Origin of the sequence: Kinneretia sp. DJ1R-11 (genome assembly GCF_025717595.1) — a bacterium.
GTDB lineage: Bacteria > Pseudomonadota > Gammaproteobacteria > Burkholderiales > Burkholderiaceae_C > Paucibacter_A.
On record NZ_JAJIRR010000017.1, the window covers coordinates 64,272 to 90,714 of the forward strand.

A 26,443-nucleotide genomic window follows, 5' to 3' on the forward strand; every position below is an offset into this window, starting at 1 on the left:
CCTCAGCTCAGCCCGGCCAGCGGGTGCTGATCAGGTGTCCAGACCGCGGCAAAAAACGCTTGCACTTCGGTCGCCGTGACCTGTTCGCTGCGCGCATGACGCCAGCGCGGCGCATGGTCCTTGTCCACGGCCAGGGCGCGGATGCCCTCCACGGTTTCGCTCTCGGCCGCCGGGCTCAGGTGAAAGCAGTGGTGCACCATATCGCGCTCCATGCGCAGCTCCGCCCCCAGACCCATGCCGCGCGCGCGACGCAGCTGTTCGAGCGTGACGGCCAGCATCAGCGGCGAGCGCTTGCGCAAGCTGACCGCAGTGTGAGCCGCCCATTCGTCATCGCGCTCCGCTTCCAGCGAGGCCAGGATGGCAGGCACATCGGGGAGCGAAAAATGCCGGTCGATACGGGCACGCAGCTTCAAGTGATCGGCCGCCGGGGCCAGGTCCACCTTGTCCATGACGGTCGCCACCACATGCTCGGCGCTGCTCTGCTCGCCGTGGCGGAATGCTTCGATCAAGGCGGGGAAGGCCGCGCTTTGAACGAACACATCACCGAGGCCCAATTCGATGGCGTCCCCGGCGCCAAGCGCCTGCCCGGTCAAGGCCAGCCACTCGCCGACCGCGCCCGGGCATTGGCCCAGAAAGTAACCGCCACCGACATCGGGGAAAAGTCCGATATTGGTTTCCGGCATGGCCAGGCGCGAATGCTCGTTGAGCACGCGCAGCTTCGCGCCCTGGCTCAAGCCCATGCCGCCGCCCATGACCACGCCATCCATCAAGGCGATATAGGGCTTGGCGTAGTGATGGATCAGGTGGTTGAGCGCGTATTCTTCGGTGAAGAAATCATCCAATGCCGAATCAGCCGCTAGCGCGGCCTGATGGAAGAAGCGGATGTCGCCGCCGGCGCAAAAGGCGGCGGGCTTGCCCTCGCGTCCAGCGCCGAGGATCACCACCGCTTCGATTTCAGGCGCTGCAGCCCAGGTCTGGAGCAAGAGGGTCAGATCGCGAATCATGGCCAGCGACAGGGCGTTGAGCGCCTGCGCACGGTTGAGCGTGATCAGACCCAGACAGCCATTGACTTCGGCCAGCACCTGGCCAGCGGATTGCAACTCGGGTAGCAAGGGCGGCTTCATGCCTGTCTCCTGGAGGAAGATGTCAATCGATTCGAGGGGCTTGCTGGGCCTCGCGCGGCTTGCTCGCGCCAGGCCAGAAGTTCATTGCCAATCAGTGCGGCCAGCACCAGCCCACCCCCGATCATGGCTGCCGACGAGGGTTGTTCACCGGCCCACAGCCAGGCCCAGAGAACGCCAAAGATCACTTCCAGCTGAGCCAGAAGGGCAAGTTCGGGGCCGGACAGAACGCGGCTCAGATGGACCACAAGCAGACAAGGCAAAGCGAGTTGAAACGCGCCCAGACTGGCCAGCAGTCCGACATCGTGCCACGAAGCCTGCAGAGGCCAAGCCAAGGGGAGCATGGCCAGGGCCGAAATGGCTGCACCGATCAGTACGGCCAAGGGCATGTCGGCGCCGTCGGGTACCGAACCTGAACCTGAGTCGATGTCGGCCGCGGCCCGCTGTCGGCCCACATGCTGCATCAAAGACCAGTTGATGGCCGAAGCCAAAGGTACGCCGAGGGCGATGGCAATGCCAAGCCAGGCGCGACCGGCGCCGGGCGCGCCGCCCTGCCCCATCTCGTGGCCGAACATCCAGGCGATTCCGCAGCTGGCCACGACGATGGCGGACCAGGTGCGCAGGGGCAGACGATGATGCAGGAAGACGCGGGCCAGCAAAGCCGTCAGCAAAGGGCTGAGGGCCATGGTCACCAAGACATTGGCCACCGTGGTCAAGCTCAGGGCCAGCATGAAGGCGGTGAACATGACCGCCCAGCACAAACCGGAGGCCCAGACCAGACGCGGTGCCCGGCGCAGCTGTGAGACCAAGGCCGCACCGCGCAGCCAGCTCAAGCCCAGCAGCAAGGCCAGGGCATTGAAGGCACTGCGCCAGAAGGTCAACTCAAAGCCGCGAGCCGCTTCCAGATGCCGCGTGACCACCCCCGCCGTGCTCCACAGCAGGGTGACCAACACCATCAGAAACACGGCCTTGCGATGTGTCATGGCAGATGAATTGAGAGCGCCCCTGAGAGGGGCGCGGGCAACAAACTGACTGGAGCCCTCCTCTCGGAGGAGGGCTGCGCCCGGACTGAAACAGTCCTGAGGACTGTTTCTGCCTGGCAAAGGCCAGGTTCTCTGGCCCTGGCTGGGAGGAGCGCAGCTAACTCGCAGGAGCGAGCTTTGCGCTCTTACGAGCGCGAAGCTCGCTTGCGCTCGTTCTCTGTCAAGAAGCGTTTGCGCAGACGCACGCTCTTGGGGGTGATCTCGACCAGTTCGTCGTCGTCGATGAAGTCGACGCCGTACTCCAGGGTCAGGTCGATCGGCGGGGTGATCTTGATCGCGTCTTCCTTGCCGCTGACGCGGAAGTTGGTCAGCTGCTTGGTGCGGGTGGCGTTGACCACCAGATCGTTGTCACGGCTGTGGATGCCGACGATCATGCCTTCATAGACCGGGTCGTTCGGCTTCACGAACATGCGGCCGCGGTCGTCCAGCTTGCCCAATGCGTACGTGAAGATTTCGCCTTCGTCCATGGAGATCAGCACGCCGTTCTTGCGGCCGCCGATTTCACCCTTGTGGGCTTCGTAGCCGTCGAAGATCGAAGAGATCAGGCCCGAACCGCGGGTCAAGTTCATGAACTCGTTGGAGAAGCCGATCAGACCACGGGCCGGAATGCGGTACTCGAGGCGCACGCGGCCATTGCCGTCCGGCTCCATATTCAGCATTTCACCCTTGCGCAGACCCAGAGCCTGCATCACACCGCCTTGGTGGACTTCTTCCACGTCGGCAGTCACCTGCTCCATAGGCTCACACTTGACGCCGTCGATGTCTTGGAACATCACGCGCGGCTTGGACACGGCCAGCTCATAGCCTTCACGGCGCATGTTTTCCAGCAAGATGGTCAGGTGCAGTTCGCCGCGGCCGCAGACTTCAAAAATGCCGTCTTCGTCGGTTTCCTTCACGCGCAGGGCCACGTTGTGTTGCAGCTCCTTCTGCAGGCGGTCCCAGATCTGACGGCTGGTCACGAACTTGCCTTCCCGACCGGCCAGCGGCGAGGTGTTGACGCAGAAGTTCATGGTCAGCGTCGGCTCGTCCACCTTCAGCATGGGCAGCGGGCTGGGGTTGGCTTGGTCGGTGACGGTCACGCCGATGCCGATGTCCTCAATGCCGTTGATCAGCACGATATTGCCCGGGCCGGCTTCGGTCACTTGCACGCGGTCCAGGCCTTGGAAGGTCAGCACCTGGTTGATGCGGCCGTTGACGGACTTGCCGTCCGGGCCTTCCATCACAGCGACTTGCATGCCGGGCTTGATGGTGCCTTGGCTGATGCGGCCGACGCCGATGCGACCCACGAAGGTCGAGAAGTCCAGGGCCGAAATCTGCAGCTGCAGCGGCGCACTGGCGTCGCCCGACTGGGGCGGCACATGCTTGAGCACGGTGTTGAACAGGGCGGACATGTCCGGGCCCCACTGCTCACCGGGTTTGCCTTCTTCCAGCGAAGTCCAGCCATTGATGCCGGAAGCGTAGACAACCGGGAAGTCCAGTTGCTCGTCGGTGGCGCCCAGCTTGTCGAACAGGTCGAAAGCGGCGTTGATCACGGCATCCGGCTTGGCACCGGGCTTGTCCACCTTGTTGACCACGACGATGGGCTTCAGACCCAGGGCCAGGGCCTTCTTGGTCACGAAACGGGTCTGGGGCATCGGGCCTTCTTGGGCGTCGATCAGCAGCACCACGCCGTCGACCATGCTCAGCGCGCGCTCGACTTCACCGCCGAAGTCCGCGTGTCCGGGTGTGTCCACGATGTTGATGTGGGTGCCTTCCCAGGACACGGCGCAGTTCTTGGCCAAGATGGTGATGCCACGCTCGCGTTCGATGGCGTTGTTGTCCATCACCGTGTCGACGACTTTTTCGTGGTCGGCGAAGGTGCCGCTTTGGCGCAGCAATTGGTCGACCATGGTGGTTTTGCCATGGTCAACGTGGGCGATGATGGCGATGTTACGAATCTGCTTGCTCATACGACACTTTCAAAAAATTCTGGACTTCAGGCGGCTTGGGAACCAAAAAGGCTTTGCACCTCGGCGGGACTCAGCAGCCGGTCGGCGATCAGTTCACCGGCCTCGATATGGGCGCTGCCTAGAAAGGCTTGCGCTTCGGGCCCGTAGACCCGCACATGGCGGGCGTCGGGGGCGGCAACACGGCGCCGCAGACCGGTGAGAAAGCGGGCGGCTTCTTCGCTGCTCAAACGCAGCTCGGGCCAATCCGCCAACAAGGAGTCGGGTGGGCGCAGCAAGGCTTCACGTTCACTTTCCGTCAGCGCGGCCAGGGCGTCCAAGCTGATGGCCTGTTCGACCGCCACCGGGCCCGAAGCCGTACGTCGCAGCGCACTCAGGCGCGCGCCACAACCCAGCAAGCGGCCCAGGTCTTCGGCCAGGGTGCGCACATACGTACCTTTGCTGCAACGCACTGAGATCACCAGCTCGTCATCCTGCCAGTGCTCAATGTCGAGCGCGTGAATGGTGACTTGGCGCGAGGGCCGCTCGATGGTGATGCCGGCGCGTGCGTATTCGTACAGCGGACGGCCTTCATGCTTGAGCGCCGAATACATCGGCGGCACCTGGGTGATGTTGCCGCGCAGCTGGGCGCAGGCCGTCTCAATCTGCTCGCGATTCACCTTGACTGTGTGACGCTCAAGCACCTCGCCCTCACCGTCGCCGGTGGTGGTGATCTCGCCGAGCTTCAATGTCGCGGTGTAGGCCTTGTCGGCATCCAGGCTGACCTGGCTGAACTTGGTGCCGGCGCCGAAGCACAGCGGCAGCAGACCGGTCGCCAGAGGATCCAGCGTGCCGGTATGGCCGGCCTTCTCCGCCCGAAGCAGCCATTTGGCCTTCTGCAGCGCGTCGTTGCTGGACAGGCCCAGCGGCTTGTCAAGCAGCAGCACGCCGTGCAGAGCACGGCGCGGTGTCTTGACGCGCTGGGGTCGGGTGTTCATGGTGGACGACAAAAGGCGTGGCTCTTCTTGGCTTCACTCGCCGGCAGCAGCCGGCTTGCTTTCTTCTGCGGCCGCGGCCGGCTCGTCGTCGAGCGCGCGCGTGGCATTGGCCTTGTGGATCAGTGCACTCAGTTCGGCCGCGCGTTCGATGCTGCGGTCGTAGTGGAAATGCAGGCTGGGCACGGTGTGGATCTGCAAACGCTTGAACAAGCCGTTGCGCAGAAAACCCGCGGCCTCGTTCAGCGCCTCGGCGGTCTCGGCCGGGTCACCGACCAGAACCGAGAAGAAGACCTTGGCATGGGCGTAGTCGGGCGTGACCTCGACGGCATTGACCGTGGCCATGCCGATGCGCGGATCCTTGAGCTCGCGGATCAACTCGGCCAGATCGCGCTGGATCTGGTCGGCCACGCGGAAGCTGCGGTTGGGAATGACTCGTTTGTGTCGCATCTCGGAATACTCCTGTGCTGAAACTGCAGGCGGCGCCCCTCACAAACACAAACCCCGCCACTCTCGGGAGGGCGGGGTTTGCGCCGGTTGGGGCAACTCCGCTTTACAGCGTTCGCGCCACTTCCTTGACCTCGAAGAATTCCAGCTGATCGCCCTCGGCGATGTCGCTGTAGTTCTTCAGCTTGATACCGCACTCGAAGCCTTCGCGGACTTCGCGCACATCGTCCTTCATGCGCTTCAGTGTGTCGATCTCACCGGTGTAGATCACCACGTTCTCGCGCAGCAGGCGGAAGCGAGCCGAGCGGTTGACCACACCCGAAGTGACCATACAGCCGGCAATGGTGCCGATCTTGGTCGCCACGAACACGGTGCGGATCTCGGCCATACCGATGACTTCTTCGCGTTGCTCGGGAGCCAGCATGCCGGTCATCGCTGCCTTCACTTCATCCACGGCGTCGTAAATGATGTTGTAGTAGCGCAGATCCACGGCGTTGCCTTCGGCCAGCTTGCGTGCGCCGGCGTCAGCACGGACGTTGAAGCCGATGATGACGGCCTTGGAGGCGATCGCCAAGTTGACGTCCGACTCGCTGATGCCACCGACGGCGGCGTGCACGATCTGCACCTTGACTTCGGCGGTCGACAGCTTGAGCAGCGAAGAAGCCAGGGCTTCCTGCGAACCTTGCACATCGCTCTTGATGATGATGCCCAGGGTCTGCACATCGCCGGCGCCCATGTTCTCGAACATGTTCTCCAGCTTGGCGGCTTGCTGACGCGACAGCTTCACATCACGGTACTTGCCCGAACGGAAGGTGGCGATTTCACGGGCACGGCGTTCATCCGACAGCACCATGAACTCATCACCGGCTTGCGGCACTTCGGTCAGGCCCTGAATTTCCACCGGGATGGAAGGACCGGCTTCGGTACAAGCCTTGCCGTCTTCGTCCAGCATGGCGCGCACGCGGCCATAGGTCGATCCAGCCAGCACGACATCGCCGCGCTTGAGCGTACCGCTCTGCACCAGGATGGTGGCCACAGGGCCGCGACCCTTGTCCAGCTTGGCTTCGATAACCAGGCCCTTGGCCATGGAGGCCACCGGTGCCTTCAGCTCCAGCACTTCAGCTTGCAGCAGCACTTGCTCCAGCAGGCTGTCCATGCCCTCGCCCGTCTTGGCCGAGACCGGGACAAACGGGGTGTCGCCACCGAAATCTTCCGGCACGACGCCTTCGGCCACCAGTTCGCCCTTCAGGCGTTCGAGATTGGCGCCTTGCTTGTCGATCTTGTTCATGGCCACGACGATGGGCACGCCCGCCGCCTTGGCATGGTGGATCGCTTCCTTGGTTTGGGGCATCACGCCGTCGTCCGCCGCCACCACCAGGATGACGATGTCGGTGGCCGTGGCGCCACGGGCACGCATGGCCGTGAAGGCCGCGTGACCCGGGGTGTCCAGGAAGGTGATCATGCCGCGCGGCGTTTCGACGTGGTAAGCGCCAATGTGCTGCGTGATGCCGCCGGCTTCGCCCGCAGCCACTCGGGCACGGCGAACATAGTCCAGCAGCGAAGTCTTGCCGTGGTCGACGTGACCCATGACGGTGACCACCGGTGCACGCGGCAGCGCTTCATGCTGCTGCTCGGCGCCCACGCCCTCTTCTTCCAGGAAGGCATCGGGATCGTCCAGCTTGGCGGCAAAAGCCTTGTGGCCCATTTCTTCCACCAAGATCATGGCGGTTTCCTGGTCCAGCTGCTGGTTGATGGTGCACATCTGGCCCAGCTTCATCAATTGCTTGATGACTTCCGATGCTTTGATGGACATCTTGTGAGCCAGATCGGCCACCGAGATGGTCTCCGGCACATGAACCTCTTGCACCACCTGTTCGGCAGGTGCCACGAAGTTCGAGTTGCCACCACCGCGACGGTCGGCATTGCGATCATTGCCACGACGGCCGGCTGGGCCGCCACGACCCGGCGCACGCCAGGCGGTGGACGGACGCGCACCACCCGGAGCGGCGGGGCCGCTGGGCTTGACGCCACGCTTCTTGGCATCGTCGGCCCAGCTGGAAGACAGCTTTTCCGACTTGACCGACTTCTTGTCGCCCGGCTTGGCGGCACCCGCAGCGGCCGAACCCGGCGCGGCAGGCGCGCCCGGTGTGCCCGGCTTCTTGTGGATGGTGCCCTTGATGCCTTCCTTGCTGGCTTCGACCGGCTTGGGCTCTTCCTTCTTCGCGATCATCACCTTCTTGGGTGCATTCATCATCGCGCGGATGGCCGCGGCTTCGGCCTCAGCGGCCTTGCGGCGGCGCTCCAAGTCGACTTGCTTTTGCTTCTCTTCGGCGCCGACGTCGACGGCCTTGACCACGCGCAGGGCAGGCTTGGGCGCTTCGACAGGAGCAGCCGCCACCGGGGTAGCAGCTTCGACCGGCGCAGGCGTTGCAGCCACTGGAGCCTCAACGGGTGCGGGAGCCGGTGCTGCCACTGGGGCAGGTGCCGGCGCACGAGCAGCGGCCGAGGCGCGGTTGATCGCAGCCGCTTCCTTGGCAGCCGCCTCAGCGGTCTGGCGCGGAGGCTTGGCTTTGCCGGCTGCCTTGGCAGCGAGTGCCTCTGCAGCAGCACGGGCAGCAGCTTCCTCGGCGGCGCGCGCCTCGGCTGCAGCCTGTTCGGCCTTTTCCTTGCGACGCTGTTCTTCAGCTTCGCGAGCGCGGGCTTCGGCTTCTTCGCGTTCTTTGACGCGGGCAGCCAGCTCCTCCTCTTGCTGGCGCAATGCGGCAGCCTGAGCCTGAGCTTCTTCCTCGCGGCGATGCAGCTCTGCATCCTCTGCGGCGGCCGTGGCGGCGTCATCGACTCCGCTGGCGTCGTCACGCTTGACGAAGGTGCGCTTCTTGCGCACTTCGACTTGGATGGTGCGGGCCTTGCCGCTGGCATCGGCCTGCTTGATTTCGCTGGTCGACTTGCGGGTCAGCGTGATCTTCTTGCGATCGGCGCCGCCGGTACCGTGCGCAGTGCGCAGGTAATCGAGCAGACGTTCCTTGTCGGCTTCATTGAGCGCGTCATCGGTAGAAGACGTCTTGACGCCCGCAGCTTGCAGCTGCTCAAGCAGCGTGCTCGCAGGCCTTTGAAGCTCTGCGGCGAACTGGGCGACGGTAGTCACAGCCATTGTTGGATCCTTAACTTATGCGTTCGGTGCTGGGCGAATGATTGGGGCAAACTCGATGGGCTCACGGCCCTCAAGTGTTGAACCAATGTTCGCGAGCCTTCATGATCAGAGCGCGGGCCGCGCCCTCTTCCATGCCGGCCAATTCAACGAGCTCGTCGACGGCCAGATCGGCCAGGTCATCGCGAGTGTGGATGTCGCCATCCGCGAGTTTGGCGACCAGGTCCGGCGTCATGCCTTCCAGGTCGCGCAGGTCTTGGGAAACTTCCTCGACCTTTTCTTCGCGGGCGATTTCCATGGTCAACAAGGCATCCTTGGCCCGGGTGCGCAATTCATTGACCGTGTCCTCGTCGAAGGCCTCAACTTCCAGCATTTCCTGCATAGGCACGTAGGCCACTTCTTCCAGGCTGGTAAAACCCTCGGCGATCAAAATATCAGCCACTTCAGCATCGACATCGAGCTTTTCGATGAAGAGCTTGCGGACCGATTCCGATTCCTGCTCATGCTTCACGGCCGATTCTTCGGCCGACATGATATTGATGCGCCAGCCGGTCAGCTCGGAAGCGAGCCGCACGTTCTGGCCGCCACGGCCGATGGCGATGGCGAGGTTTTCCTCATCCACGACCACGTCCATGGCATGTCGTTCTTCGTCCACCACGATGGACTGCACATTGGCCGGTGCCAAGGCGCCGATCACGAACTGCGCCGGGTCTTCCGACCACAGCACGATGTCCACACGCTCGCCGGCCAACTCATTGGTCACGCCGTTGACGCGGGAGCCGCGCACGCCGACGCAGGTGCCGATTGGGTCGACGCGCTTGTCATGCGAGAGCACAGCCAGCTTGGCACGCGAGCCGGCGTCACGAGCGCAGCTCTTGACTTCCAGCAGGCCTTGTTCAATTTCGGGCACTTCCTGGGCGAACAGCTCTTTCATGAACTCCGGGCTGGAGCGCGAGAGCATGATCTGCGGGCCACGCTGGGTCGGGTCGATACCCAGGATCACGGCACGGACGCGGTCGCCGGTGCGCAGGTTTTCCTTGGGGATCATTTCCGAGCGCTTCAGGCGGCCTTCGATACGACCGGACTCGGCAATGATGTCGCCCTTGTCCAGACGCTTGACGGTGCCGACGAAAATTTGTTCGCCGCGGGCCAGGAAGTCGTTGAGCAGCTGCTCACGCTCCGCATCGCGGATCTTCTGCAGGATGACCTGCTTGGCAGCCTGCGCACCGATACGGCCAATGGGCACGGATTCGATCGGCTCTTCGATGTGGTCTTCCACCTCGATGTCAGCGATTTGTTCCTGCGCTTCAAACAGCAGGATTTCCGCATCGGGGTTTTGCAGACCTGCCTCGTTCGGCACCACGTGCCAACGACGGAAGGTTTCATACGCACCGGAATCCCGGTCAACCGAAACGCGAATATCGGCCTCGCCGCCACACAGCTTCTTGGTGGCAGAAGCCAAAGCGGCTTCGACCGCACCAAACACCACATCGAGCTCAACGCTCTTCTCACGCGAAATCGCGTCCACCAGCATCAACAGTTCGCGGTTCATTGATCAGGACCTCCGTCAACCTTGTCATCCTTGCGTGCGGGCTTGGCACGCGGCGGCTTCTTGGCCGGCGCGGGCTTCACACCACGACCCTTGAAGCTCACCACGGGCACCAAACGGGACTCGCGCAGTTCTTCAAGAGAAAAATCCAATGCCTGATCGGCTTCGCCGTCACTGAACACCAGGCGCCAAGCCTGGGTGTCCGCAAAAGCGGACAGCGCTGCCAAAACAGCGCCCGGCTCAATAACCGCATCAGCTTCAGTCGGTGTCGGCAGCAGTGGCAGCGCAACGGGCTCCACGCCTGCCACGGGCTGCTGTGTCAGCACGCCCTTGTACTTCTTGCGCCCTTGGAAAGGCATGCGCAAGGTGATCTCGATTTCTTCGCCGAGAAAGCGCGCATAGTCCAAGGGCTTCTTCAGCGGGCGATCGAGACCCGGTGACGACACTTCCAAGCGCTCGTAGGCACAGCCTTCGACTTCCAGCAAATACTGCAACTGCCGCGTCACGCGCTCGCAGTCCTCAACGCTGATCAGCGCTCCGGCCAAAGCCTCGGCCGGCAGCTTGTCGATGTACACGCGCAGCAAGCCCGCCGGACTGCGCTCGCAGTCCACCAGGTCGTAACCCAAACCGGTCACGGTTTTTTCAACAGCGTCTTGCCAATTCATGCGTGGTCTATCTACTTTTCTTTCAAGGCGCGGCCTCAGGCGGCGCAAATTCAAATGGACGAAGAACGATCGAGCAAAAAAAATGGGCTGGATGAATCCGCCCACGTTCTTACAGCGCTGTTTGCCGACTCGCACTTCTTGAAGTGTCCGCCTGCCGCACTGCCCGACCAGCTTATGGGGCCCGAGCGCCACTGGCGCCTTGACCTCCAGCTTGCCAACATCCTGCGCCGATTCATGCCGGGCTCTTTGCTACCAAACCGTCCGCCGTGTCCCACAGCGAAGCCGGGATTGTACTATGCAAGCACCATGCCCACAAGCTCGCGGCTTGCGAACATCGCTCGGCATGCGAAAATCCTTCATTGATTTCAAATCTAGGAGCCACACATGGGATTTCTCGCAGGCAAGCGATTGCTGATCACGGGCGTGCTGTCCAACCGATCCATCGCTTATGGCATTGCAAAAGCCTGCCATCGGGAGGGTGCGGAACTGGCCTTCAGCTATCAGGGCGAACGTTTCAAGGATCGCATCACCGAGTTTGCTGCCGAGTTTGATTCCAAACTGGTGTTTGATTGCGATGTTTCTGACGACGCACAGATTGAGGCCTTGTTCAATAACTTGGGAGAAGTCTGGCCCGAGTTTGATGGTTTCGTGCATTCCATCGGTTTTGCCCCGCGTGAAGCGATTGCCGGCGATTTTCTCGATGGCTTGACCCGCGAGAATTTCCGCATTGCCCACGACATTTCTGCCTACAGCTTTCCGGCCATGGCCAAGCTGGCAGCGCCGCGGTTGCGCCCAGGTGCTGCCCTGCTGACCTTGTCCTATCTGGGTGCGACACGCTTTGTGCCGAATTACAACACCATGGGTCTGGCCAAGGCTTCACTGGAAGCCAGCGTGCGCTACCTGGCGCATTCCTTGGGCGCCAAGGGCGTGCGCGTCAATGGCATTTCCGCCGGGCCGATCAAGACTCTGGCCGCATCAGGCATCAAGGACTTCGGCAAGTTGCTGAGCCAGTTCGCCGCCAGCACGCCGATCCGCCGCAATGTGACGATCGAAGATGTCGGCAATGTCGCCGCTTTCTTGCTGTCCGATCTGGCCGGCGGCGTGAGCGCCGAGATCACCTATGTGGACGGCGGCTTCAGCCATGTGGCCTTGAGCGAAGGTTGAATCCACATCGGTTGGCGCAAGCTGATAAAAAAACGGGACCCGCAGGTCCCGTTTTTTTATGTTCGCTCGTCTGGATCAGCCGGCTGCCACGCAATCCACGTAGTAGCGCGAGCGACCATCCTCGCCCTTCTCTTCCACCAGGCCATGCACATCGGTGGCAAAGCCGGGGAACTTGGAGTTGAAGTCACGCGTGAAGGTCAGGTAGTCGACGATCTTTTTGTTGAAGCGTTCACCCGGGATCAGCAGCGGAATGCCCGGGGGATAGGGCGTCAACAGCGAAGTGGTGACCCGACCTTCCAGCTGGTCGATCTCCACCCGCTCGGTGCGGCGATGGGCAATGTGCGCGAACGCATCGCTGGGCTTCATGGCTGGCTCGAGATCGGACAAATAGACCTCGGTGGTCAGGCGGGCGATATCCCCCTTGGCATAGGCCTCGTGGATGTTCTGACACAGGTCGCGCAGACCCATGCGCTCATAGCGAGGCTGGGCGGCGCAGAACTCCGGCAGGATGCGCCACAGCGGCGCATTGCGGTCGTAGTCGTCCTTGAACTGCTGCAGCGCGGTCAGCAGCGTGTTCCAGCGGCCCTTGGTGATGCCGATGGTGAAGAGGATGAAGAAGGAATAGAGCCCCGTCTTCTCGACCACCACGCCATGCTCAGCCAGGAATTTGGTGACGATGGACGCTGGAATGCCGGACTCAGCGAACTTGCCGCTCATGTCCATACCGGGCGTGATGATGGTGGACTTGATCGGGTCCAGCATATTGAAGCCGGCAGCGATCTCGCCAAAACCGTGCCAAGCCTCATTGGCGCCCAGCATCCAGTCGGCCGGCTTGCCATAGCTTTCTTCAACCAGCTTGTCCGGCCCCCAAACCTTGAACCACCAATCCTGGTCGTACTCTTCGTCGACCTTGCGCATGGCCCGGCGGAAGTCCAGCGCTTCAGAGATGCTCTCGGCCACCAGGGCCGTGCCGCCCGGGGGCTCCATCATGGCCGCGGCGACATCGCAGCTGGCGATGATGGAGTACTGCGGGCTGGTCGAGGTGTGCATCAAATACGCCTCGTTGAACAAATGCTTGTCCAGCTTGACGTTCTGTGAGTCCTGCACCAGGACTTGAGAGGCCTGGCTCAGGCCGGCCAGCAGCTTGTGGGTGGACTGGGTCGCGTAGACCATGGCGGTCTTGGGGCGCACCCGGTTCTTGCCCATGGCATGGTAGGAGCCATAGAAGTTGTGGAAGGCCGCATGCGGCAACCAGGCTTCGTCGAAATGCAGGGTGTCAATCCAGCCATCGAGCTTTTGCTTGATGGTCTCGGTGTTGTAGAGCACGCCGTCGTAGGTGCTCTGGGTCAGCGTCATGATGCGCGGCTTGACCGTCTCGGGGTCCACACCCTTGAGCAAGGGGTTCTTGGCAATCTTCTTCTTGATGGTCTCGGGTGAAAACTCGCTCTCGGGGATGGGGCCGATGATGCCGTAGTGGTTGCGAGTGGGCGTCATGAACACCGGCACAGCGCCGGTCATGATGATGCTGTGCAAGATGCTCTTGTGGCAGTTGCGGTCCACCACCACCACATCGCCGGGCGCCACCGTGTGGTGCCAGACCATTTTGTTGGAGGTGCTGGTGCCGTTGGTGACGAAGAAGCAGTGGTCGGCATTGAAGATGCGCGCGGCATTCTTCTCGGACGCGGCCACAGGGCCGGTGTGGTCCAGCAGTTGGCCGAGTTCCTCGACCGCATTGCAGACGTCGGCGCGCAGCATGTTCTCGCCGAAGAACTGGTGGAACATCTGGCCCACCGGGCTCTTCAGGAAGGCAACGCCACCCGAGTGACCCGGGCAGTGCCAGCTGTAGGAGCCGTCTTGCGCGTAGTCCATCAGCGCCTTGAAGAACGGCGGCGCCAGGCCATCAAGGTAGCTCTTGGCTTCGCGGATGATGTGGCGGGCCACGAATTCCGGCGTGTCCTCGAACATATGAATGAAGCCATGCAGCTCACGCAGGATGTCGTTGGGCAAGTGCTGGGAGGTGCGCGTCTCGCCATAGATGTAGATCGGGATGTCGGCGTTCTTGAAGCGGATTTCTTCGATGAACTTGCGCAGACTCAGCACGGCCGGATCCAGCTCGGGGCCGGGCGTGAACTCCTCGTCGTCGATGGACAAGATGAAGGCGCTGGCACGGCTTTGCTGCTGCGCGAACTGACTCAGGTCGCCGTAGCTCGTGGCGCCCAGGACTTCAAAGCCCTCTTTCTGGATCGCGTCGGCCAGGGCGCGGATGCCCAAACCCGAGGTGTTCTCGGAGCGATAGTCCTCGTCGATGATGACGATGGGAAAGCGAAAGCGCAGCATGTGAAAGCCTCCAGGGCCTGGGACAGAAAAACGAAAGGCGCGAAGTGTAGGGCCAAGCCCAGCCACTGTGCGACGGACCCGAGCCTTTGTCGCACAAACAGGACGCGAGGGGTGGCTTTTGGCATCCGATGCCGGCTCTTTGACACTAGGCGCGACGAGACAGCGGGCCGCTCAGCGCACCGTACACTGATTCCAGGATGTCCGACCGCCGCAATACTGCAGCGCAGATGATGAACAGGGAGCCATGACATGGAGATGAATTGGACCACCGCTTGGTGGATCGCTTGCGGCGTTCTGGTCGCCATGGAGCTCGCCACCGGCACCTTCTACCTGCTGATGCTTGCCCTGGGCTGCGCCGCCGGAGCGCTGGCCGCGCATTTGGGCATGAGTGCCCAGGTCCAGATGGTCAGTGCTGCTCTGCTTGGAGGCGCGGCGGTCCTGATCTGGCATCAGCTACGCCGGCGCAGCCCCAGCCCTCCGCCCGTCAACGCCAATCCCGATGCGCATCTCGACATTGGCCAGTCGGTCGACGTCAGCCGCTGGAACGAACAAGGCCGGGCCCAGGTCAAGTACCGCGGCGCCGAGTGGCAGGCGCGCTTCAGCGGCCAAGGCCAGCCGACAGCCGGGCGACACATCATCCGAGCCATCGAAGGCAGCTGCCTCCAACTCGATCGTTGAGCGGGCGAACCTGACGTCAGTCACCCCACCTCATTTCACACCCCAAGGAACTCATGGAAATCGCCCTGCTTGTGCTGGTCATTGCGGCCATCTTCATCATCCAGTCGATCAAGGTTGTGCCGCAGCAGAATGCCTGGGTCATTGAGCGCCTGGGCAAATACCACGGCACCTTGACCCCGGGCCTGAACTTCCTTGTGCCCTTTGTGGACCGCCTAGCCTACAAGCACTCGCTCAAAGAAATTCCGCTCGATGTGCCCAGCCAGGTCTGCATCACCAAGGACAACACCCAGCTGACGGTGGATGGCATCTTGTACTTCCAAGTCACCGACGCCATGCGTGCCAGCTATGGTTCCAGCAACTACATCGTTGCCATCACCCAGCTGGCCCAGACCACCCTGCGTAGCGTGATCGGCCGCATGGAGTTGGACCGCACCTTCGAGGAACGGGCCGTCATCAACACCTCGGTGGTCGAAGCCCTCGACGAGGCCGCGCTGAACTGGGGCGTCAAGGTGCTGCGCTACGAAATCAAAGACCTGACCCCACCCCCGGCCATCCTGCACTCGATGCAAGCCCAGATCACCGCCGAGCGCGAAAAGCGCGCCCTGATCGCTGCCTCGGAAGGGAGACGCCAAGAGCAAATCAATATCGCCACGGGTGAACGCGAAGCGGCCATTGCACGCTCTGAGGGTGAGAAGCAGGCCGAGATCAACAAGGCCGCGGGCACTGCCGCCGCCATCACCGCCGTTGCTGACGCCACTGCAGACGCCATCGGCAAGATCGCCGCCGCCATCCAGTTGCCCGGCGGCGACCAGGCCGTTCAGCTCAAAGTGGCAGAGAAAGCAGTTGACGCCTATGCCCAACTGGCCCAGAAGAACAACACCATGATCGTGCCTGGCAATATGAGCGAAGTCTCCGGCCTGATCGGCACCGCCATGGCCCTGCTCAAGGGTTCCGCCAGCAAAAATTGAATCCCGCCGCCAGATTTCGGCTCAACTTCCTTGGGAGAGTGAAAATCTGCGCTATGATGGAGGGCTTCGGAGAGGTGGATGAGCGGTTTAAGTCGCACGCCTGGAAAGCGTGTGTGGGTTTATCCCCACCGCGGGTTCGAATCCCGCCCTCTCCGCCAGAACAATGTGTCACTGATCGCAAAATCAGTTGAACACGTATCCCTCAAAAGCCCGGCCTCAGAGATGAGACCGGGCTTTTTGTTTGAACGGGCCAAACAAACGGCGCAGAGCCACAGCCTGAGCAGATGGCACAGGCGCGCATGCGTGCACTTCTGCCGCTTGAGTCAAGGCTCGTCCATGGATGGTGTTCGCGATATGTATCGGTGCTGTCATCTGCCGATAACATGCGCAAGCCAAATATCTCTGCCGACAGCGCGGCTCGTCGGCAAAGAAATGCTTCCACCCCACAACCAGGGCGCGTAAAGCCACAGCGCATGCACAGCCCACACAGGACGTCGCCATGAAGAACACCCGCCAGCAAATCCTCGCCACTCTGTTCGGTCTTTGCATGAGCGCCAGCGCCTTTGCCCAGCAATGCGGCGGCAGCTCTAGCAGCAGGTCTGGCTCCTCGGGCGGCGGCGTGAATTGCGTGCCTGAACCCAGCTCGCTGCCGCTGGTCTTGCTCGGCCTCGTAGGTGCGGTGGTGGTGGGCCGATTCCTCAAGAAAAAGTAAGCGCAGCGCAGGCCAAGTAGTGCGACGCCGCCGCACCCTGTCTTCTTGAGTACCTCAGCACGACCCAGGCTCGGTCTGGCAGTTTTCGTCGCACTCTGGTTTCTGCCCGGCCTGGCGGCAAGCGCTTGGCTGCTTGACGCCTTCCGTATGCCCTGGACGGGCGTGCTTCTTCACGCAGCCCTCTTGCTGGCCTTGTTGCTGAGCCTGCTGCTGCCCTTCATGCCAGAGCTGCTCAGGAACAGCAGTGGCCGCTTGGCACGAGGCCTACTGGCCGTGGCCCTGGCCAGCAGCCAGTTCCTGCTGCTTTTGTTCTACAGCCTCAGTGCCCTCGGTCAGCGCAACTGGGGCAATTGGATGAATTGGGAGCTCTTGCTGGCCTATGGCCGGCAACTGCCCGACCTGATGTCCGCCCTCGACGTGCCCATGGCCTGGCTGCTGCCCCTGCTGCTCGGCCTGGCCCTTCTTTGGGCTTTGCTGTTCCTGGCTTACCGTCACTTGCTCGACTGTGCGCTGTGTCCTTGCTGTGGTCGTGCGAGCGAGAAGTCGCCCCGGCTGGGCTTGGGCATACTGCTGTTGCAACTGCTGCTGATCGCTGCCTGCCAGCAAAGCTACAGCCTTCAACCACAGCTGTGGTGGCAGGAGCCCATCCGCCAGGCACGCATGAACGACGGTTTCGGCGAGGCCGGCATGGGTCAGATGCTGGACCCCGCGCAACTGCAGCGTGAGCGGGAAGCCGTGCGCGACTACCTGCCCGGCCCGGCGCCCCAGCCGCGTCCCTTGGTGCTGATCCTGGTGGATGCACTGCGCAGCGACCAGATGCAGGTCTATGGCGGCCCCACGCCGAACACGCCCTTTCTGAACCGCCTACTCAGCGAAGGCCAATTGCAGCGCATCGATCATGCCTATTCGGTCTGCACTGTTTCCTATTGCGGCATCCTCGGCACCCTGTCTTCGCGCTACTGGCACCAAATCACGCCTCAGCCCTGGAACCTGGCCGATGCCTTGCAGCGGGCCGGTTACGAGAGCCGCTTTCTGCTCAGCGGCGACCACACCAGCTATTACGGCATGCGCAAGATGTACGGCCCCGCCGTGGCCTTGATACGCGATGGCAGTGACACACCGGATCAATACAGCAACGACGACCAGGTGCTGCTGAACACCTTGGACCAGACCGGCTGGCCCAGCGACAAGCCCGGCTTCATGTACTTGCACCTGATGTCGGCCCATCGCTTGGGCCGGGTGGCGGCTGAGCACAAGCTCTGGCAGGCCAGCAATGCGCCAGCCTGGAGCGCTTTCGCAGCCATACGCGCTTCTGATGAATCGCCCCGTGAGCAGGAAGGCAATGCAAGAGCCCGGGCCCGCTATCACAACGGCATCCGCCAGGCCGACGCCATGATCGAACAGATCTTCGCGCGCCTGGAGCGCTTCAAGGTGCTCGACAAGGCCCTGGTCATCATCAGCTCCGACCACGGCGAGTATCTGGGCGAACATGGCCAGTGGTCACACGGCGGTCTGCCGCTGGAGCCCGCCGTGCGCATTCCGCTGCTGATCTACGACCGCCTGGCACGCCAGCCTTTGCCCGAGCATGAGCTCGTCAGCCAGGTCGATATTGCCCCGACCTTGTTGCAGGCCGCCGGCCTTGTTGCGCCGCGCCACTGGGTTGGCATGCCCTTGCAGGACGCCGGGCGCTCCCACCAAGCCCTGGTGCTCGAATCGGCCGAATCGAGCGGCGTCGTCGCTCTGATCGACGGACGGCGCTACAAATACCTTCGCCTGTTGAGCTCGGGCGAAGAGCGCCTCCATGCGCTGCAAGGCAGTGGCCGCGGCCCAGGCGAGGGAGAGGCGCGCAATCTGGCCACCGATTCGGCGAATGCCGCGCTGCTATTGCAACTTCGCCAACTCCATCAGCGCATGACGGGCAAGTCCGCCGCGACCGTGAACCCATGAAGGGCACGACCTCCAACTCCATACCTTGGTTGGCCTATGCCTGCCTGGCCTTGAGCACCAGCCTGGTCGGCAGCTATGTAGGTCTGTCCAAACTGCTGCTGGCAGTCTTTCCTGTCTTTTTGCTGGCTTGGCTGCGCTTCGGCATCGCTGCGCTGCTGATGTGGCCTTGGGCCCGCCGCGGGCCCGAGGAGCCGCGACTCGACCCTCGCCAGCGGCGCCTGCTGTTTCTGGAGTCTTTTCTCGGCAACTTTTTGTTTTCGATCTGCCTGTTGTTCGGCCTGCGGCAATGTTCGGCCGTGGTGGCCGGCGTGATCCTGGCCGGCATTCCCGCGGCCGTGGCGCTGCTGAGCTGGCTGATGCTCGGCGAACGCCAAAGCAGACGGGTCTGGCTGGGCATCGGCCTGGGCGTGTGCGGCATTGCTTTGGTAGCCCTCGGACGTGCCGACAGCGGGCCCACCACCAGCACGACGCTGGGCCTGCTGTTGCTGCTGGGCGCAGTCTTGTGCGAGGCCTGTTATGTTGTGATCGGCAAGCAGCTCAGTGCCGGCTTGTCGCCCAAACGCATCAGCGCCCTGATCAACCTCTGGGGGCTGGCATTGGTGACGCCGCTGGGGCTCTGGCAAGCCCTGAGTTTTGATTTCAAGACACCCTCCCCTGGCATCTGGGGCCTGCTGATGTTCTATGCCGCAGCGGCCAGCATGGTGACCGTCTGGCTCTGGATGAACGGACTGCGCAAGGTCGCGGCCGGACAGGCCGGCGTCTTCATGGTCTTCCTGCCTCTGGCCACGGCCTTGGTCGGTCTGCTGCTGGGCGAAAGCCTGAGCGAACGGCAACTCTGGGCCTATGGCCTGGCCTTGAGCGGCGTGTTGCTGGCCACCCTGCCCGAGCGACCGGCGGCTTGACCCCAAGCGGCGCCCAGGGAGACGGCCTGGGCTACAGTGCCCGAATGAAGAATCTACGCATCGATTTCGTTTCTGACGTTTCTTGTCCCTGGTGTGCCATCGGCCTCAAGTCTCTGGAACAAGCTTTGGAGCAACTGCCTGAGCTGAGCGTGGAGCTGCATCTCCAGCCTTTCGAGCTGAATCCGCAGATGGCAGCCGAGGGCGAGGAGATCAACGCCCATTTGGCGCGCAAATACGGTGCTGCGCCGGCTCAGCTGGAACAGACCCGCGAGGCGATCCGCCAACGCGGCGCCGAGCTGGGCTTCAGCTTCACCAAGGGCGCTCGCGACCGCATCTACAACACCTTTGACGCCCATCGCCTGCTGCATTGGGCCGGGCTGCAAGGCGGCAGCGCCCAGCGCGACCTGAAGCTGGCCTTGTTGACGGCCTACTTCACCGAAGGCCAGAATCCCAGCGACCACGAGGTGCTGCGCCGGGTAGCTGAAAGCGTGGGGCTGGACGGTTTTGCCGCGACTCAGCTCTTGGTCAGCGACCAATTCAGCGCCGAGGTACGCCAGGCCGAGGCCGAATGGCAGGCCGCCGGTATCAATTCCGTGCCGGCCATTGTCATCAATCAGCGCCACCTGATCCAGGGAGGCCAGCCGCCCGAGGTTTTCGTTCAGGCGTTGCGCCAGATCGCTGACGCTCAGGTGTGAGGTTATCTGCTGGAACCACCATGAAGATGAACCCGACCGACCTCGACACCCTACTGCAGCAATGGCAAGCCGATGAAGCCGCCGTACGGGCACGCATCAGCCAACAAGGAAGCGGCGTCGCCCGCCCGGATCAGATCCAAGCATTGACCGGTTTGCAAGCGATGCAGGCCATGCTGGATGGCCAACTGCCTCCGCCACCGATCTGCGACACCTTGGATTTCATGCTGATCTCGGTCGCCCATGGCGAAGCCGTGTTTCAGGGCCAGCCCATGCGGCGCCACTACAACCCCCTGGGCACGGTGCACGGCGGTTGGTATGCCACCTTGTTGGACTCGGCGCTGGGCTGTGCGGTCCACACGACCATGCCGGTGGGCCGCGCCTACACGACCTTGGAGTTCAAGGTGAATATGGTGCGAGCCCTGACCGAGCAGGTGCCGCTGGTGCGCGCGGTCGGCCGGGTGCTGCACAGCGGCCGCCAAGTGGCCACGGCAGAAGCTTCATTGCTCGGCCACGACGGACGCTTGTACGCCCATGCCAGCACCACCTGCCTGGTGTTCGAGCGCCCGAACTGAAGGCTCAGCTGCGCAGTGCAGCGGCTTCGGCGGCCAGGCGCGTGATGCGCGCCCAGTCGCCCGCGTCTACCGCATCCTGCGGCGTCAGCCAGGAGCCGCCGCAGACTTTCACATTCGGCAGACTCAGGAATTGGGGCGCCGTTTCCAGGCTGATGCCGCCCGTGGGGCAAAAGGCCACATCGGGGAATGGGCCACCCAGGGCCTTGAGCAGGTTCACGCCGCCTACGGCCACGGCCGGGAACAGCTTCAAAAAGCTGTAGCCCGCCGCATTGGCCTGCATCACCTCGCTGGCGGTCGACACGCCGGGCAGCAAGGGCAAGCCATGCTGCCGGCAAGCGGCGCCGATGGCTTCGGTGAAGCCGGGGCTGACGCCGAACTGACAACCGGCATTCTTGGCTGCCTGCACATCGGCCGCCGTGCGCAGCGTGCCAGCGCCGACGATGGCTTCTGGCACGGCGCGCGCCATGGCTTCCATGGCCTGCAAAGCCACCGGGGTGCGTAGCGTCACTTCCAGCACGCGCACACCACCGGCCACCAGTGCCTGAGCCAAGGGCACGGCGTCTTCCAAACGCTGGATCACGATAACGGGGATGACGGGGCCGTGTGAGGCCAGGGCCAGGGGGTTGGAGATGCTCATGGGCTGAAACCTTGGGTTTGAATCGATAGGAACGTTGGTGACCCGGGCGGACTCAGAGCCAGCTGACCGCGCCCTCTTCCGCCGTACGCACATTGCGGCGAAGGCCCGCGAACAGCTCGCGGCCCAGACCTTGGCCGTTCTGGGCCTGCTGTTCGGGCGTGATCTGGGCTTGCTCACGGGCAGCCCATTCGGTTTCGGGTACCAGGGCCAAGAGTTCACCCGTAACGGCGTCCAGGCGCACCAAATCGCCGTCGCGCAACTTGCCCAGAGGGCCACCGGCCAATGCCTCCGGCGAGACGTGAATCGCGGCAGGCACTTTGCCCGAAGCGCCGCTCATACGGCCATCGGTGACCAGGGCCACTTTGAAGCCACGGCCTTGCAGCACGGCCAGCGGCGGCGTCAGCTTGTGCAGCTCGGGCATGCCATTGGCTTGCGGGCCCTGGAAGCGAACGACGACGATGACATCGCGCTCCAACTCGCCCGCCTTGAAGGCGACCAACATCGACTCCTGGTCGGCAAAGATGCGCGCCGGAGCTTCAACGACGTGGCGGTCTTCCGGCACGGCCGAGACCTTGATCACGGCACGACCCAGATTGCCCTGCAGCAGCTTCAGACCACCACTGGTGCTAAAGGGCGCTGTCGCCCGGCGCACCACGCTTTCGTCGCCGCTTTCCGGGGTCAAATCATGCCACTGCACGGCCTGGCTCTCCGCCAGATGCGGCTGGCGAGTGAAGGGGCGCAGCGAGTTGCCGGCCACGCTCAGCACGTCCTCATGCATCAGGCCAGCGTCAAGCAGTTCGCGGATCACAAAGCTGGGGCCACCGGCCGCTTGGAACTGGTTCACATCGGCCGCACCGTTGGGGTAGACACGGCTGAGCAGGGGCACCACGGCGGACAGTTCGGAGAAATCGCTCCAGTCGATCAGGATGCCGGCCGAACGGGCAACGGCCACCCAGTGGATCAGGTGGTTGGTCGAGCCGCCGGTGGCGAGCAAGGCCACCATGGCATTGACGATGCAGCGCTCGTCCACCAAGCGGCCGATCGGCGTGTAGCGGGCCTTGGCGGTGATGGACAAGGCCGTGCGCACGGCTTCTCGGGTCAGGGCTTCGCGAAGCGGCTCATGGGGATGAACAAAAGCAGCGCCGGGCACATGCAGGCCCATGGCTTCCAAAAGCATCTGGTTGCTGTTGGCCGTGCCATAGAAGGTGCAGGTGCCGGCGCCGTGGTAGGCGGCCGACTCGGCCTTGAGCAACTCATCACGGCCGACCAGGCCTTGGGCGAACTGCTCGCGCACCTTGGCTTTCTCGTTGTTGGGCAGGCCACTGCTCATCGGCCCGGCAGGCACGAAGACACAGGGCAGATGCCCGAAATGCAGGGCCCCGATCAAGAGGCCGGGCACGATCTTGTCGCAGATTCCCAGCAGCAAGGCAGCGTCGAAAACGTCATGACTCAGGGACACGGCCGTGGCCATGGCGATGGTGTCGCGCGAGAACAGGCTCAACTCCATGCCGGGCAGGCCTTGGGTCACGCCGTCACACATGGCGGGCACGCCCCCAGCCACCTGCACCGTGGCGCCCTGGGCATGAGCTTCGGCGCGGATCAAGTTCGGGTAGGCCTCGTAAGGCTGGTGGGCCGACAGCATGTCGTTGTAGGCCGTGACAATGGCCAGATGCGGCGCCTTCTCGGCGACGATGCGCAGCTTGTCATTGGCCGGCATGGCAGCCACGGCATGGGCCACGTTGGCGCAACCCATGCGCTCGATGCCACGCTTGCGGCCCGCTAGTCGATCGACACCGTCGAGGTAAGCGGAGCGGCTGACAGCGCTGCGCGTGCGGATGCGGTCGGTGACGGCGATCAGGGTCTTGTTCATACAGTCGGCCGGTGTAACTCGGCGGCTTGAAATTTGGTAACCATATTACAAGATTGAAGCCTGTCGTGGGTTACAGAAGAGGTACGGATTGCGTGGAGCATGAACTTACCGCTCGCCCAACGGAAAACGGCGCGGAGCCCGAAGGCTCCGCGCCGTGAAGCGCGGGTCAAGGACTGGAAATTACCAGCCGATTTCCTGCAGCAACTTGAAGGTCAGGTCTTGCGGCAACATCGGAGACTGCGTCAGATCGGCGTTGATCGACGGTTCCATCAGCAGATTGCGAGTGGCCGAGGTATCAAAGTGAGACACGGATGAGCCCGACTGGAAAGGATTGGGGGCGAACATCATCATCCGGCCTTGAGCGTCAGCACCGGCATAACGGTTCATGTCCAGACCCAGCGACGCATACACAGCCGAGGTGGTGCGGGTACGCTTGGCCAGAGCAGCCATCAAAGCCACGCCATCAGCTTGCGTGATACGCACCGCGGGGATGGTGATGGTCGGGTCACTGCCGCCCAGTCCGGTCACAGTGCCGGCCGCGTTGTCGGCCACCAGCACGGCGCGAGCACCTGCGTTCTGCAGGTTCTTCACCTTGATGGTGAAGCCGCAAGTACCGCGGCTGACCAGGGCCACATTGCCGCGCACAGCCATGGCATTCAGGCCAGTCACGGGGTCGCAAGCCAGGTCGAGTGCACCGGCAGCGGTGACCACCGGCATGATGGCGCCGGTCAATGCCGAAGCCGTCAGCGCCGGGCCGAAGGAAGCCTCACCCACTGCATGAGCACCGGCCGTGGCGCCTGCCTGCGAACCACTGATGTTCAGCGCCGGAACGCCCTGGCGCAGCACCTGAGGCACAGCCGCATTGACCAGCGGACCATTCCAGACCAGCTTGTCACCACTCAGAGCCGAAGCTTGGCGCTCGGCATTGGTCATGTCCTTCCAGAGCTTGCCGGTGGCCGAACCCATCAGGAAATGATCCCAGACAGCCGGGAAGCCGCCGTTCTGTGCACCGGTGGAGCCATTGGTGAAGGTTTGGAAACCGACGCCATGGCCCATTTCATGCAGCAGGGTCACGACAAAGTCGATATTGCTGCCGTGGTTGCTATCCAGGCCCAGGTAGAAGAACGTGCCGTCCAGGCAACCTGTCTTGCCCAGCTTGGCATTGAAGTTGGCGTTGATCTGAGCCGCACCAGCCGTGCCCAAATAGGCACCGGCGATCTTGTTGGCCAGCGCGTATGAGTACCAGGTGTTGGCCTTTGGGGCGTTGGCGAAATTGCGGAAGATCGACGTCGCGCCAGCACTGCCCAGCGTCGCCGACGTGGCCGTGCAGGTCAGGTCAGAGAACTGGGCGTTGATCACGATGGGCTGGTCGCTGGTCAGCGTTGCGCCCCAGATATTGGCCGCGTGCGTGAAAGCGATCAAACGCTGCTCACCCAGGGTGGTGCCCGTGTTGCCACCGACCGGATCGACCGGCGTGGTGTCATTGAAGCCCACCCCAGGAGCGTTCAGGTTGTTGATGGTGATGACGGCTGCGGCTTGCGCTTGCAGGCTGACACCCAGCAGGCCGGCGGCCATCAGCAGAGCGCCGGAGGCGAGCTTGCCGCCGAAGAATTTATTTGTGCTCATGTGCATGCACCTTTGCTGTCTTGCTGATGGATTTCTTGCCCTTGACGATGGCCTGGGCGGCTTCAGCGCCGGTCACGCAGGCGGTGTCGATGCCGCCGTCGGCATTGCGCACAGCGACCGAAAAGGACTGGCTGCTTTCGTCCAGCTCTTGCTCGACGGTGCCATCACGGTGGTAAACGGGAGCGGGGTTGACCTTGCCCGTCAGCAGGCCGCGCGGCTGGCTGGCGGCCATGCTTTGGCGGCCGCTGGCGGTCTTGCCTTGCAAGGCTTGGGCCTCGGCAGCAGTGGGTGCGCGCAGGGCGCCGGTCTCAGGATCTTTGGCAACGGTCTGGCCGGCCGCTTGGGCCAGGCCGGCCACTGCGAACAAGGCAGCGGCGCTCGCAAGCCGCAAGGCCTGCTGGGTCTTCTTTTCAATCATGGCGGTGTCCTTGTATGGAGAGCCGAATATGTGGGGCCAGTCGGTCGCAGCCATTCCCCAATCGGGGGGGGGGCCGCGGCCATCGTGGCATCAGTCTTGGCGGCGGCGCAGAAAAGCCAGGCCCAGTACGCCCAAACCCATCAAGGCGAAGCTGGTCGGCTCCGGCACGGCGCTCACACTGACGCTGTCGATGGCGGCCAAATTGGCCGTGGCGGCGTCGCCGACGGCGTATTCAAACGCGATGCGGCCGGTGGCAGCATTCGGCAGTGCGATGGTGTACTGCGTCCAGCCCGAGGTGCTCAGGGTCACCGTGCCCAGCAAGTTGGTGAAGCTGGCCGTGGCGGCGTCAGCACCGGCGTTGAAATAGACCTTGACGGTGTCCGAGAAGCCTTCGGTCGCCCCTGTGCGGGCGAAGAAGCTCAGCGAGCCTGCACCACCCAGGATCAGCTCGGGGCTGATCAACCAGTTGGAGATGCTGCCGTTGAGCGTCGTCGTGCTGGCATAGGTCGCGGCTGCATAGGAGCCCGCAGCGCCCGATTGAGCAGCGAAGTACTCCGGCACGCCCTGGAACCATGCCAGACCGGCAGGGCTGCTGTTGTTGCTCAAGGTCCAGCCCGAAGCGGCCAGATCGTCAAAACCCTCGGTGTATGTGTCTGCCTGGGCCGCGATGGCCAGCGTCATGCCGGCCAGTCCCAACAAGCATTTTTTAGCTAGTTTCATAGGTTCCTCTTCATCCCCTCAAATGAGGTATCGGTCAGCCCCCGGTGGCAGCACCCGCTCACGCGAGAGTTACAGCCGGAGAACGTGGACAGAGGGTAGGACTGCGGTGATATTTCACATATGCGTACAAAGCCCTAATTCCCCTCAAACAAGGGGGAAGGGAAAACACGGGGTACGGGATTGAAAAAGGGCAGACGCAAACGGCTGCCCTCGAAAGCAAGACCTGACCCCATCTTTCGATTGAGGTCAGTCCGGGTGAAAAATTCACTCGCCCAGATAAGCGGCGCGGACCTTGGGATCATTG

Annotated in this window: 22 protein-coding genes and 1 tRNA gene; 9 read left to right on the forward strand and 14 right to left on the reverse strand. The window is 62.9% G+C overall.

Features of this window, described 5'->3' with window-relative positions:
* Nucleotides 1-2: 2 nt before the first annotated feature.
* The 8 genes from LNV23_RS21685 to rimP form a co-directional block, all read right to left on the reverse strand.
* Nucleotides 3-1,124, reverse strand: coding sequence for an enoyl-CoA hydratase/isomerase family protein (locus LNV23_RS21685; protein WP_263564909.1), 1,122 nt, complete (start codon nt 1,122-1,124; stop codon nt 3-5).
* Nucleotides 1,121-2,104: a DMT family transporter gene (locus tag LNV23_RS21690; protein WP_263564910.1), complete on the reverse strand. Its 984-nt coding sequence runs from the start codon at nt 2,102-2,104 to the stop codon at nt 1,121-1,123. Before LNV23_RS21690 ends, LNV23_RS21685 begins: the two co-directional genes overlap by 4 nt.
* Before the next feature lie 185 nt (nt 2,105-2,289).
* Nucleotides 2,290-4,113 (reverse strand): translational GTPase TypA, encoded by a 1,824-nt coding sequence (gene typA, locus LNV23_RS21695; RefSeq protein ID WP_263520654.1) that lies wholly within the window; start codon nt 4,111-4,113, stop codon nt 2,290-2,292.
* A gap of 26 nt (nt 4,114-4,139) precedes the next feature.
* The gene (truB, locus tag LNV23_RS21700; protein ID WP_263564911.1) at nt 4,140-5,087 is read right to left on the reverse strand and encodes a tRNA pseudouridine(55) synthase TruB; all 948 of its coding nucleotides are present in this window, start codon (nt 5,085-5,087) and stop codon (nt 4,140-4,142) included.
* Between the two features lie 33 nt (nt 5,088-5,120).
* Nucleotides 5,121-5,534 carry a 30S ribosome-binding factor RbfA gene (rbfA, locus tag LNV23_RS21705; RefSeq protein WP_263564912.1) on the reverse strand — a complete coding sequence of 138 codons (414 nt, stop codon included), beginning with the start codon at nt 5,532-5,534 and terminating at the stop codon, nt 5,121-5,123.
* Nucleotides 5,535-5,637: 103 nt separating this feature from the next.
* Entirely contained in the window at nt 5,638-8,682 is a 3,045-nt protein-coding gene (gene infB, locus LNV23_RS21710; protein ID WP_263564913.1) for a translation initiation factor IF-2, read from the reverse strand.
* Between the two features lie 70 nt (nt 8,683-8,752).
* Nucleotides 8,753-10,231 carry a transcription termination factor NusA gene (nusA, locus tag LNV23_RS21715; protein WP_263520649.1) on the reverse strand — a complete coding sequence of 493 codons (1,479 nt, stop codon included), beginning with the start codon at nt 10,229-10,231 and terminating at the stop codon, nt 8,753-8,755.
* Nucleotides 10,228-11,085: a ribosome maturation factor RimP gene (rimP, locus tag LNV23_RS21720; protein ID WP_411910614.1), complete on the reverse strand. Its 858-nt coding sequence runs from the start codon at nt 11,083-11,085 to the stop codon at nt 10,228-10,230. Before rimP ends, nusA begins: the two co-directional genes overlap by 4 nt.
* Nucleotides 11,086-11,277: 192 nt before the next feature.
* Here rimP and fabI point away from each other — a divergent pair, with 192 nt between their 5' ends.
* Nucleotides 11,278-12,057 (forward strand): enoyl-ACP reductase FabI, encoded by a 780-nt coding sequence (fabI, locus tag LNV23_RS21725; RefSeq protein ID WP_263564914.1) that lies wholly within the window; start codon nt 11,278-11,280, stop codon nt 12,055-12,057.
* 75 nt (nt 12,058-12,132) lie between these two features.
* On the opposite strand, the gene LNV23_RS21730 is transcribed toward fabI, so the two are convergent.
* Nucleotides 12,133-14,394, reverse strand: a complete 2,262-nt coding sequence (locus tag LNV23_RS21730) for an arginine/lysine/ornithine decarboxylase (RefSeq protein WP_263564915.1) — start codon at nt 14,392-14,394, stop codon at nt 12,133-12,135.
* A 249-nt stretch (nt 14,395-14,643) separates the two neighbouring features.
* Here LNV23_RS21730 and LNV23_RS21735 point away from each other — a divergent pair, with 249 nt between their 5' ends.
* From LNV23_RS21735 to LNV23_RS21770, 8 genes are all read left to right on the forward strand, one after another.
* Nucleotides 14,644-15,072, forward strand: a complete 429-nt coding sequence (locus LNV23_RS21735; RefSeq protein ID WP_263564916.1) for an NfeD family protein — start codon at nt 14,644-14,646, stop codon at nt 15,070-15,072.
* A 53-nt stretch (nt 15,073-15,125) separates the two neighbouring features.
* On the forward strand, nt 15,126-16,040 hold the full coding sequence (locus LNV23_RS21740) for an SPFH domain-containing protein (RefSeq protein ID WP_263564917.1): 915 nt from the start codon (nt 15,126-15,128) through the stop codon (nt 16,038-16,040).
* A gap of 68 nt (nt 16,041-16,108) precedes the next feature.
* A tRNA-Ser gene (locus tag LNV23_RS21745) sits at nt 16,109-16,198 on the forward strand.
* 341 nt (nt 16,199-16,539) lie between these two features.
* Nucleotides 16,540-16,752, forward strand: coding sequence for a PEP-CTERM sorting domain-containing protein (locus tag LNV23_RS21750; RefSeq protein WP_263564918.1), 213 nt, complete (start codon nt 16,540-16,542; stop codon nt 16,750-16,752).
* A gap of 45 nt (nt 16,753-16,797) precedes the next feature.
* Nucleotides 16,798-18,699, forward strand: a complete 1,902-nt coding sequence (locus LNV23_RS21755; RefSeq protein WP_263564919.1) for a sulfatase-like hydrolase/transferase — start codon at nt 16,798-16,800, stop codon at nt 18,697-18,699.
* The gene (locus tag LNV23_RS21760; RefSeq protein WP_263564920.1) at nt 18,696-19,601 is read left to right on the forward strand and encodes a DMT family transporter; all 906 of its coding nucleotides are present in this window, start codon (nt 18,696-18,698) and stop codon (nt 19,599-19,601) included. The genes LNV23_RS21755 and LNV23_RS21760 overlap by 4 nt, the downstream gene beginning before the upstream one ends.
* A 44-nt stretch (nt 19,602-19,645) precedes the next feature.
* Nucleotides 19,646-20,296 carry a DsbA family oxidoreductase gene (locus LNV23_RS21765; protein WP_263564921.1) on the forward strand — a complete coding sequence of 217 codons (651 nt, stop codon included), beginning with the start codon at nt 19,646-19,648 and terminating at the stop codon, nt 20,294-20,296.
* 26 nt (nt 20,297-20,322) lie between these two features.
* Nucleotides 20,323-20,868: a PaaI family thioesterase gene (locus LNV23_RS21770; protein ID WP_411910616.1), complete on the forward strand. Its 546-nt coding sequence runs from the start codon at nt 20,323-20,325 to the stop codon at nt 20,866-20,868.
* A gap of 4 nt (nt 20,869-20,872) precedes the next feature.
* Here the strand turns inward: LNV23_RS21770 and LNV23_RS21775 are convergent, their stop codons facing one another.
* From LNV23_RS21775 to LNV23_RS21795, 5 genes are all read right to left on the reverse strand, one after another.
* Nucleotides 20,873-21,505: a bifunctional 4-hydroxy-2-oxoglutarate aldolase/2-dehydro-3-deoxy-phosphogluconate aldolase gene (locus tag LNV23_RS21775; protein ID WP_263564923.1), complete on the reverse strand. Its 633-nt coding sequence runs from the start codon at nt 21,503-21,505 to the stop codon at nt 20,873-20,875.
* A 52-nt stretch (nt 21,506-21,557) separates the two neighbouring features.
* Nucleotides 21,558-23,375, reverse strand: a complete 1,818-nt coding sequence (edd, locus tag LNV23_RS21780; protein ID WP_263564924.1) for a phosphogluconate dehydratase — start codon at nt 23,373-23,375, stop codon at nt 21,558-21,560.
* 180 nt (nt 23,376-23,555) lie between these two features.
* On the reverse strand, nt 23,556-25,001 hold the full coding sequence (locus LNV23_RS21785; protein ID WP_263564925.1) for a PA domain-containing protein: 1,446 nt from the start codon (nt 24,999-25,001) through the stop codon (nt 23,556-23,558).
* Entirely contained in the window at nt 24,988-25,419 is a 432-nt protein-coding gene (locus LNV23_RS21790; RefSeq protein WP_263564926.1) for a post-PEP-CTERM-1 domain-containing protein, read from the reverse strand. Before LNV23_RS21790 ends, LNV23_RS21785 begins: the two co-directional genes overlap by 14 nt.
* Before the next feature lie 90 nt (nt 25,420-25,509).
* A complete protein-coding gene (locus LNV23_RS21795) occupies nt 25,510-26,139 on the reverse strand; it encodes a choice-of-anchor J family PEP-CTERM protein (protein WP_263564927.1) in 630 nt (209 codons plus the stop codon).
* Nucleotides 26,140-26,443 lie beyond the last annotated feature (304 nt).

Coding starts and splice junctions, on each gene's coding strand:
- LNV23_RS21685 (WP_263564909.1), bottom strand. CDS start 1,124: ATGAAGCCGCCCTTGCTACCCGAGTTGCAATCCGCTGGCCAGGTGCTG.
- LNV23_RS21690 (WP_263564910.1), bottom strand. CDS start 2,104: ATGACACATCGCAAGGCCGTGTTTCTGATGGTGTTGGTCACCCTGCTG.
- typA (WP_263520654.1), bottom strand. CDS start 4,113: ATGAGCAAGCAGATTCGTAACATCGCCATCATCGCCCACGTTGACCAT.
- truB (WP_263564911.1), bottom strand. CDS start 5,087: ATGAACACCCGACCCCAGCGCGTCAAGACACCGCGCCGTGCTCTGCAC.
- rbfA (WP_263564912.1), bottom strand. CDS start 5,534: ATGCGACACAAACGAGTCATTCCCAACCGCAGCTTCCGCGTGGCCGAC.
- infB (WP_263564913.1), bottom strand. CDS start 8,682: ATGGCTGTGACTACCGTCGCCCAGTTCGCCGCAGAGCTTCAAAGGCCT.
- nusA (WP_263520649.1), bottom strand. CDS start 10,231: ATGAACCGCGAACTGTTGATGCTGGTGGACGCGATTTCGCGTGAGAAG.
- fabI (WP_263564914.1), top strand. CDS start 11,278: ATGGGATTTCTCGCAGGCAAGCGATTGCTGATCACGGGCGTGCTGTCC.
- LNV23_RS21730 (WP_263564915.1), bottom strand. CDS start 14,394: ATGCTGCGCTTTCGCTTTCCCATCGTCATCATCGACGAGGACTATCGC.
- LNV23_RS21735 (WP_263564916.1), top strand. CDS start 14,644: ATGGAGATGAATTGGACCACCGCTTGGTGGATCGCTTGCGGCGTTCTG.
- LNV23_RS21740 (WP_263564917.1), top strand. CDS start 15,126: ATGGAAATCGCCCTGCTTGTGCTGGTCATTGCGGCCATCTTCATCATC.
- LNV23_RS21750 (WP_263564918.1), top strand. CDS start 16,540: ATGAAGAACACCCGCCAGCAAATCCTCGCCACTCTGTTCGGTCTTTGC.
- LNV23_RS21760 (WP_263564920.1), top strand. CDS start 18,696: ATGAAGGGCACGACCTCCAACTCCATACCTTGGTTGGCCTATGCCTGC.
- LNV23_RS21765 (WP_263564921.1), top strand. CDS start 19,646: ATGAAGAATCTACGCATCGATTTCGTTTCTGACGTTTCTTGTCCCTGG.
- LNV23_RS21770 (WP_411910616.1), top strand. CDS start 20,323: ATGAACCCGACCGACCTCGACACCCTACTGCAGCAATGGCAAGCCGAT.
- LNV23_RS21775 (WP_263564923.1), bottom strand. CDS start 21,505: ATGAGCATCTCCAACCCCCTGGCCCTGGCCTCACACGGCCCCGTCATC.
- edd (WP_263564924.1), bottom strand. CDS start 23,375: ATGAACAAGACCCTGATCGCCGTCACCGACCGCATCCGCACGCGCAGC.
- LNV23_RS21785 (WP_263564925.1), bottom strand. CDS start 25,001: ATGAGCACAAATAAATTCTTCGGCGGCAAGCTCGCCTCCGGCGCTCTG.
- LNV23_RS21790 (WP_263564926.1), bottom strand. CDS start 25,419: ATGATTGAAAAGAAGACCCAGCAGGCCTTGCGGCTTGCGAGCGCCGCT.
- LNV23_RS21795 (WP_263564927.1), bottom strand. CDS start 26,139: ATGAAACTAGCTAAAAAATGCTTGTTGGGACTGGCCGGCATGACGCTG.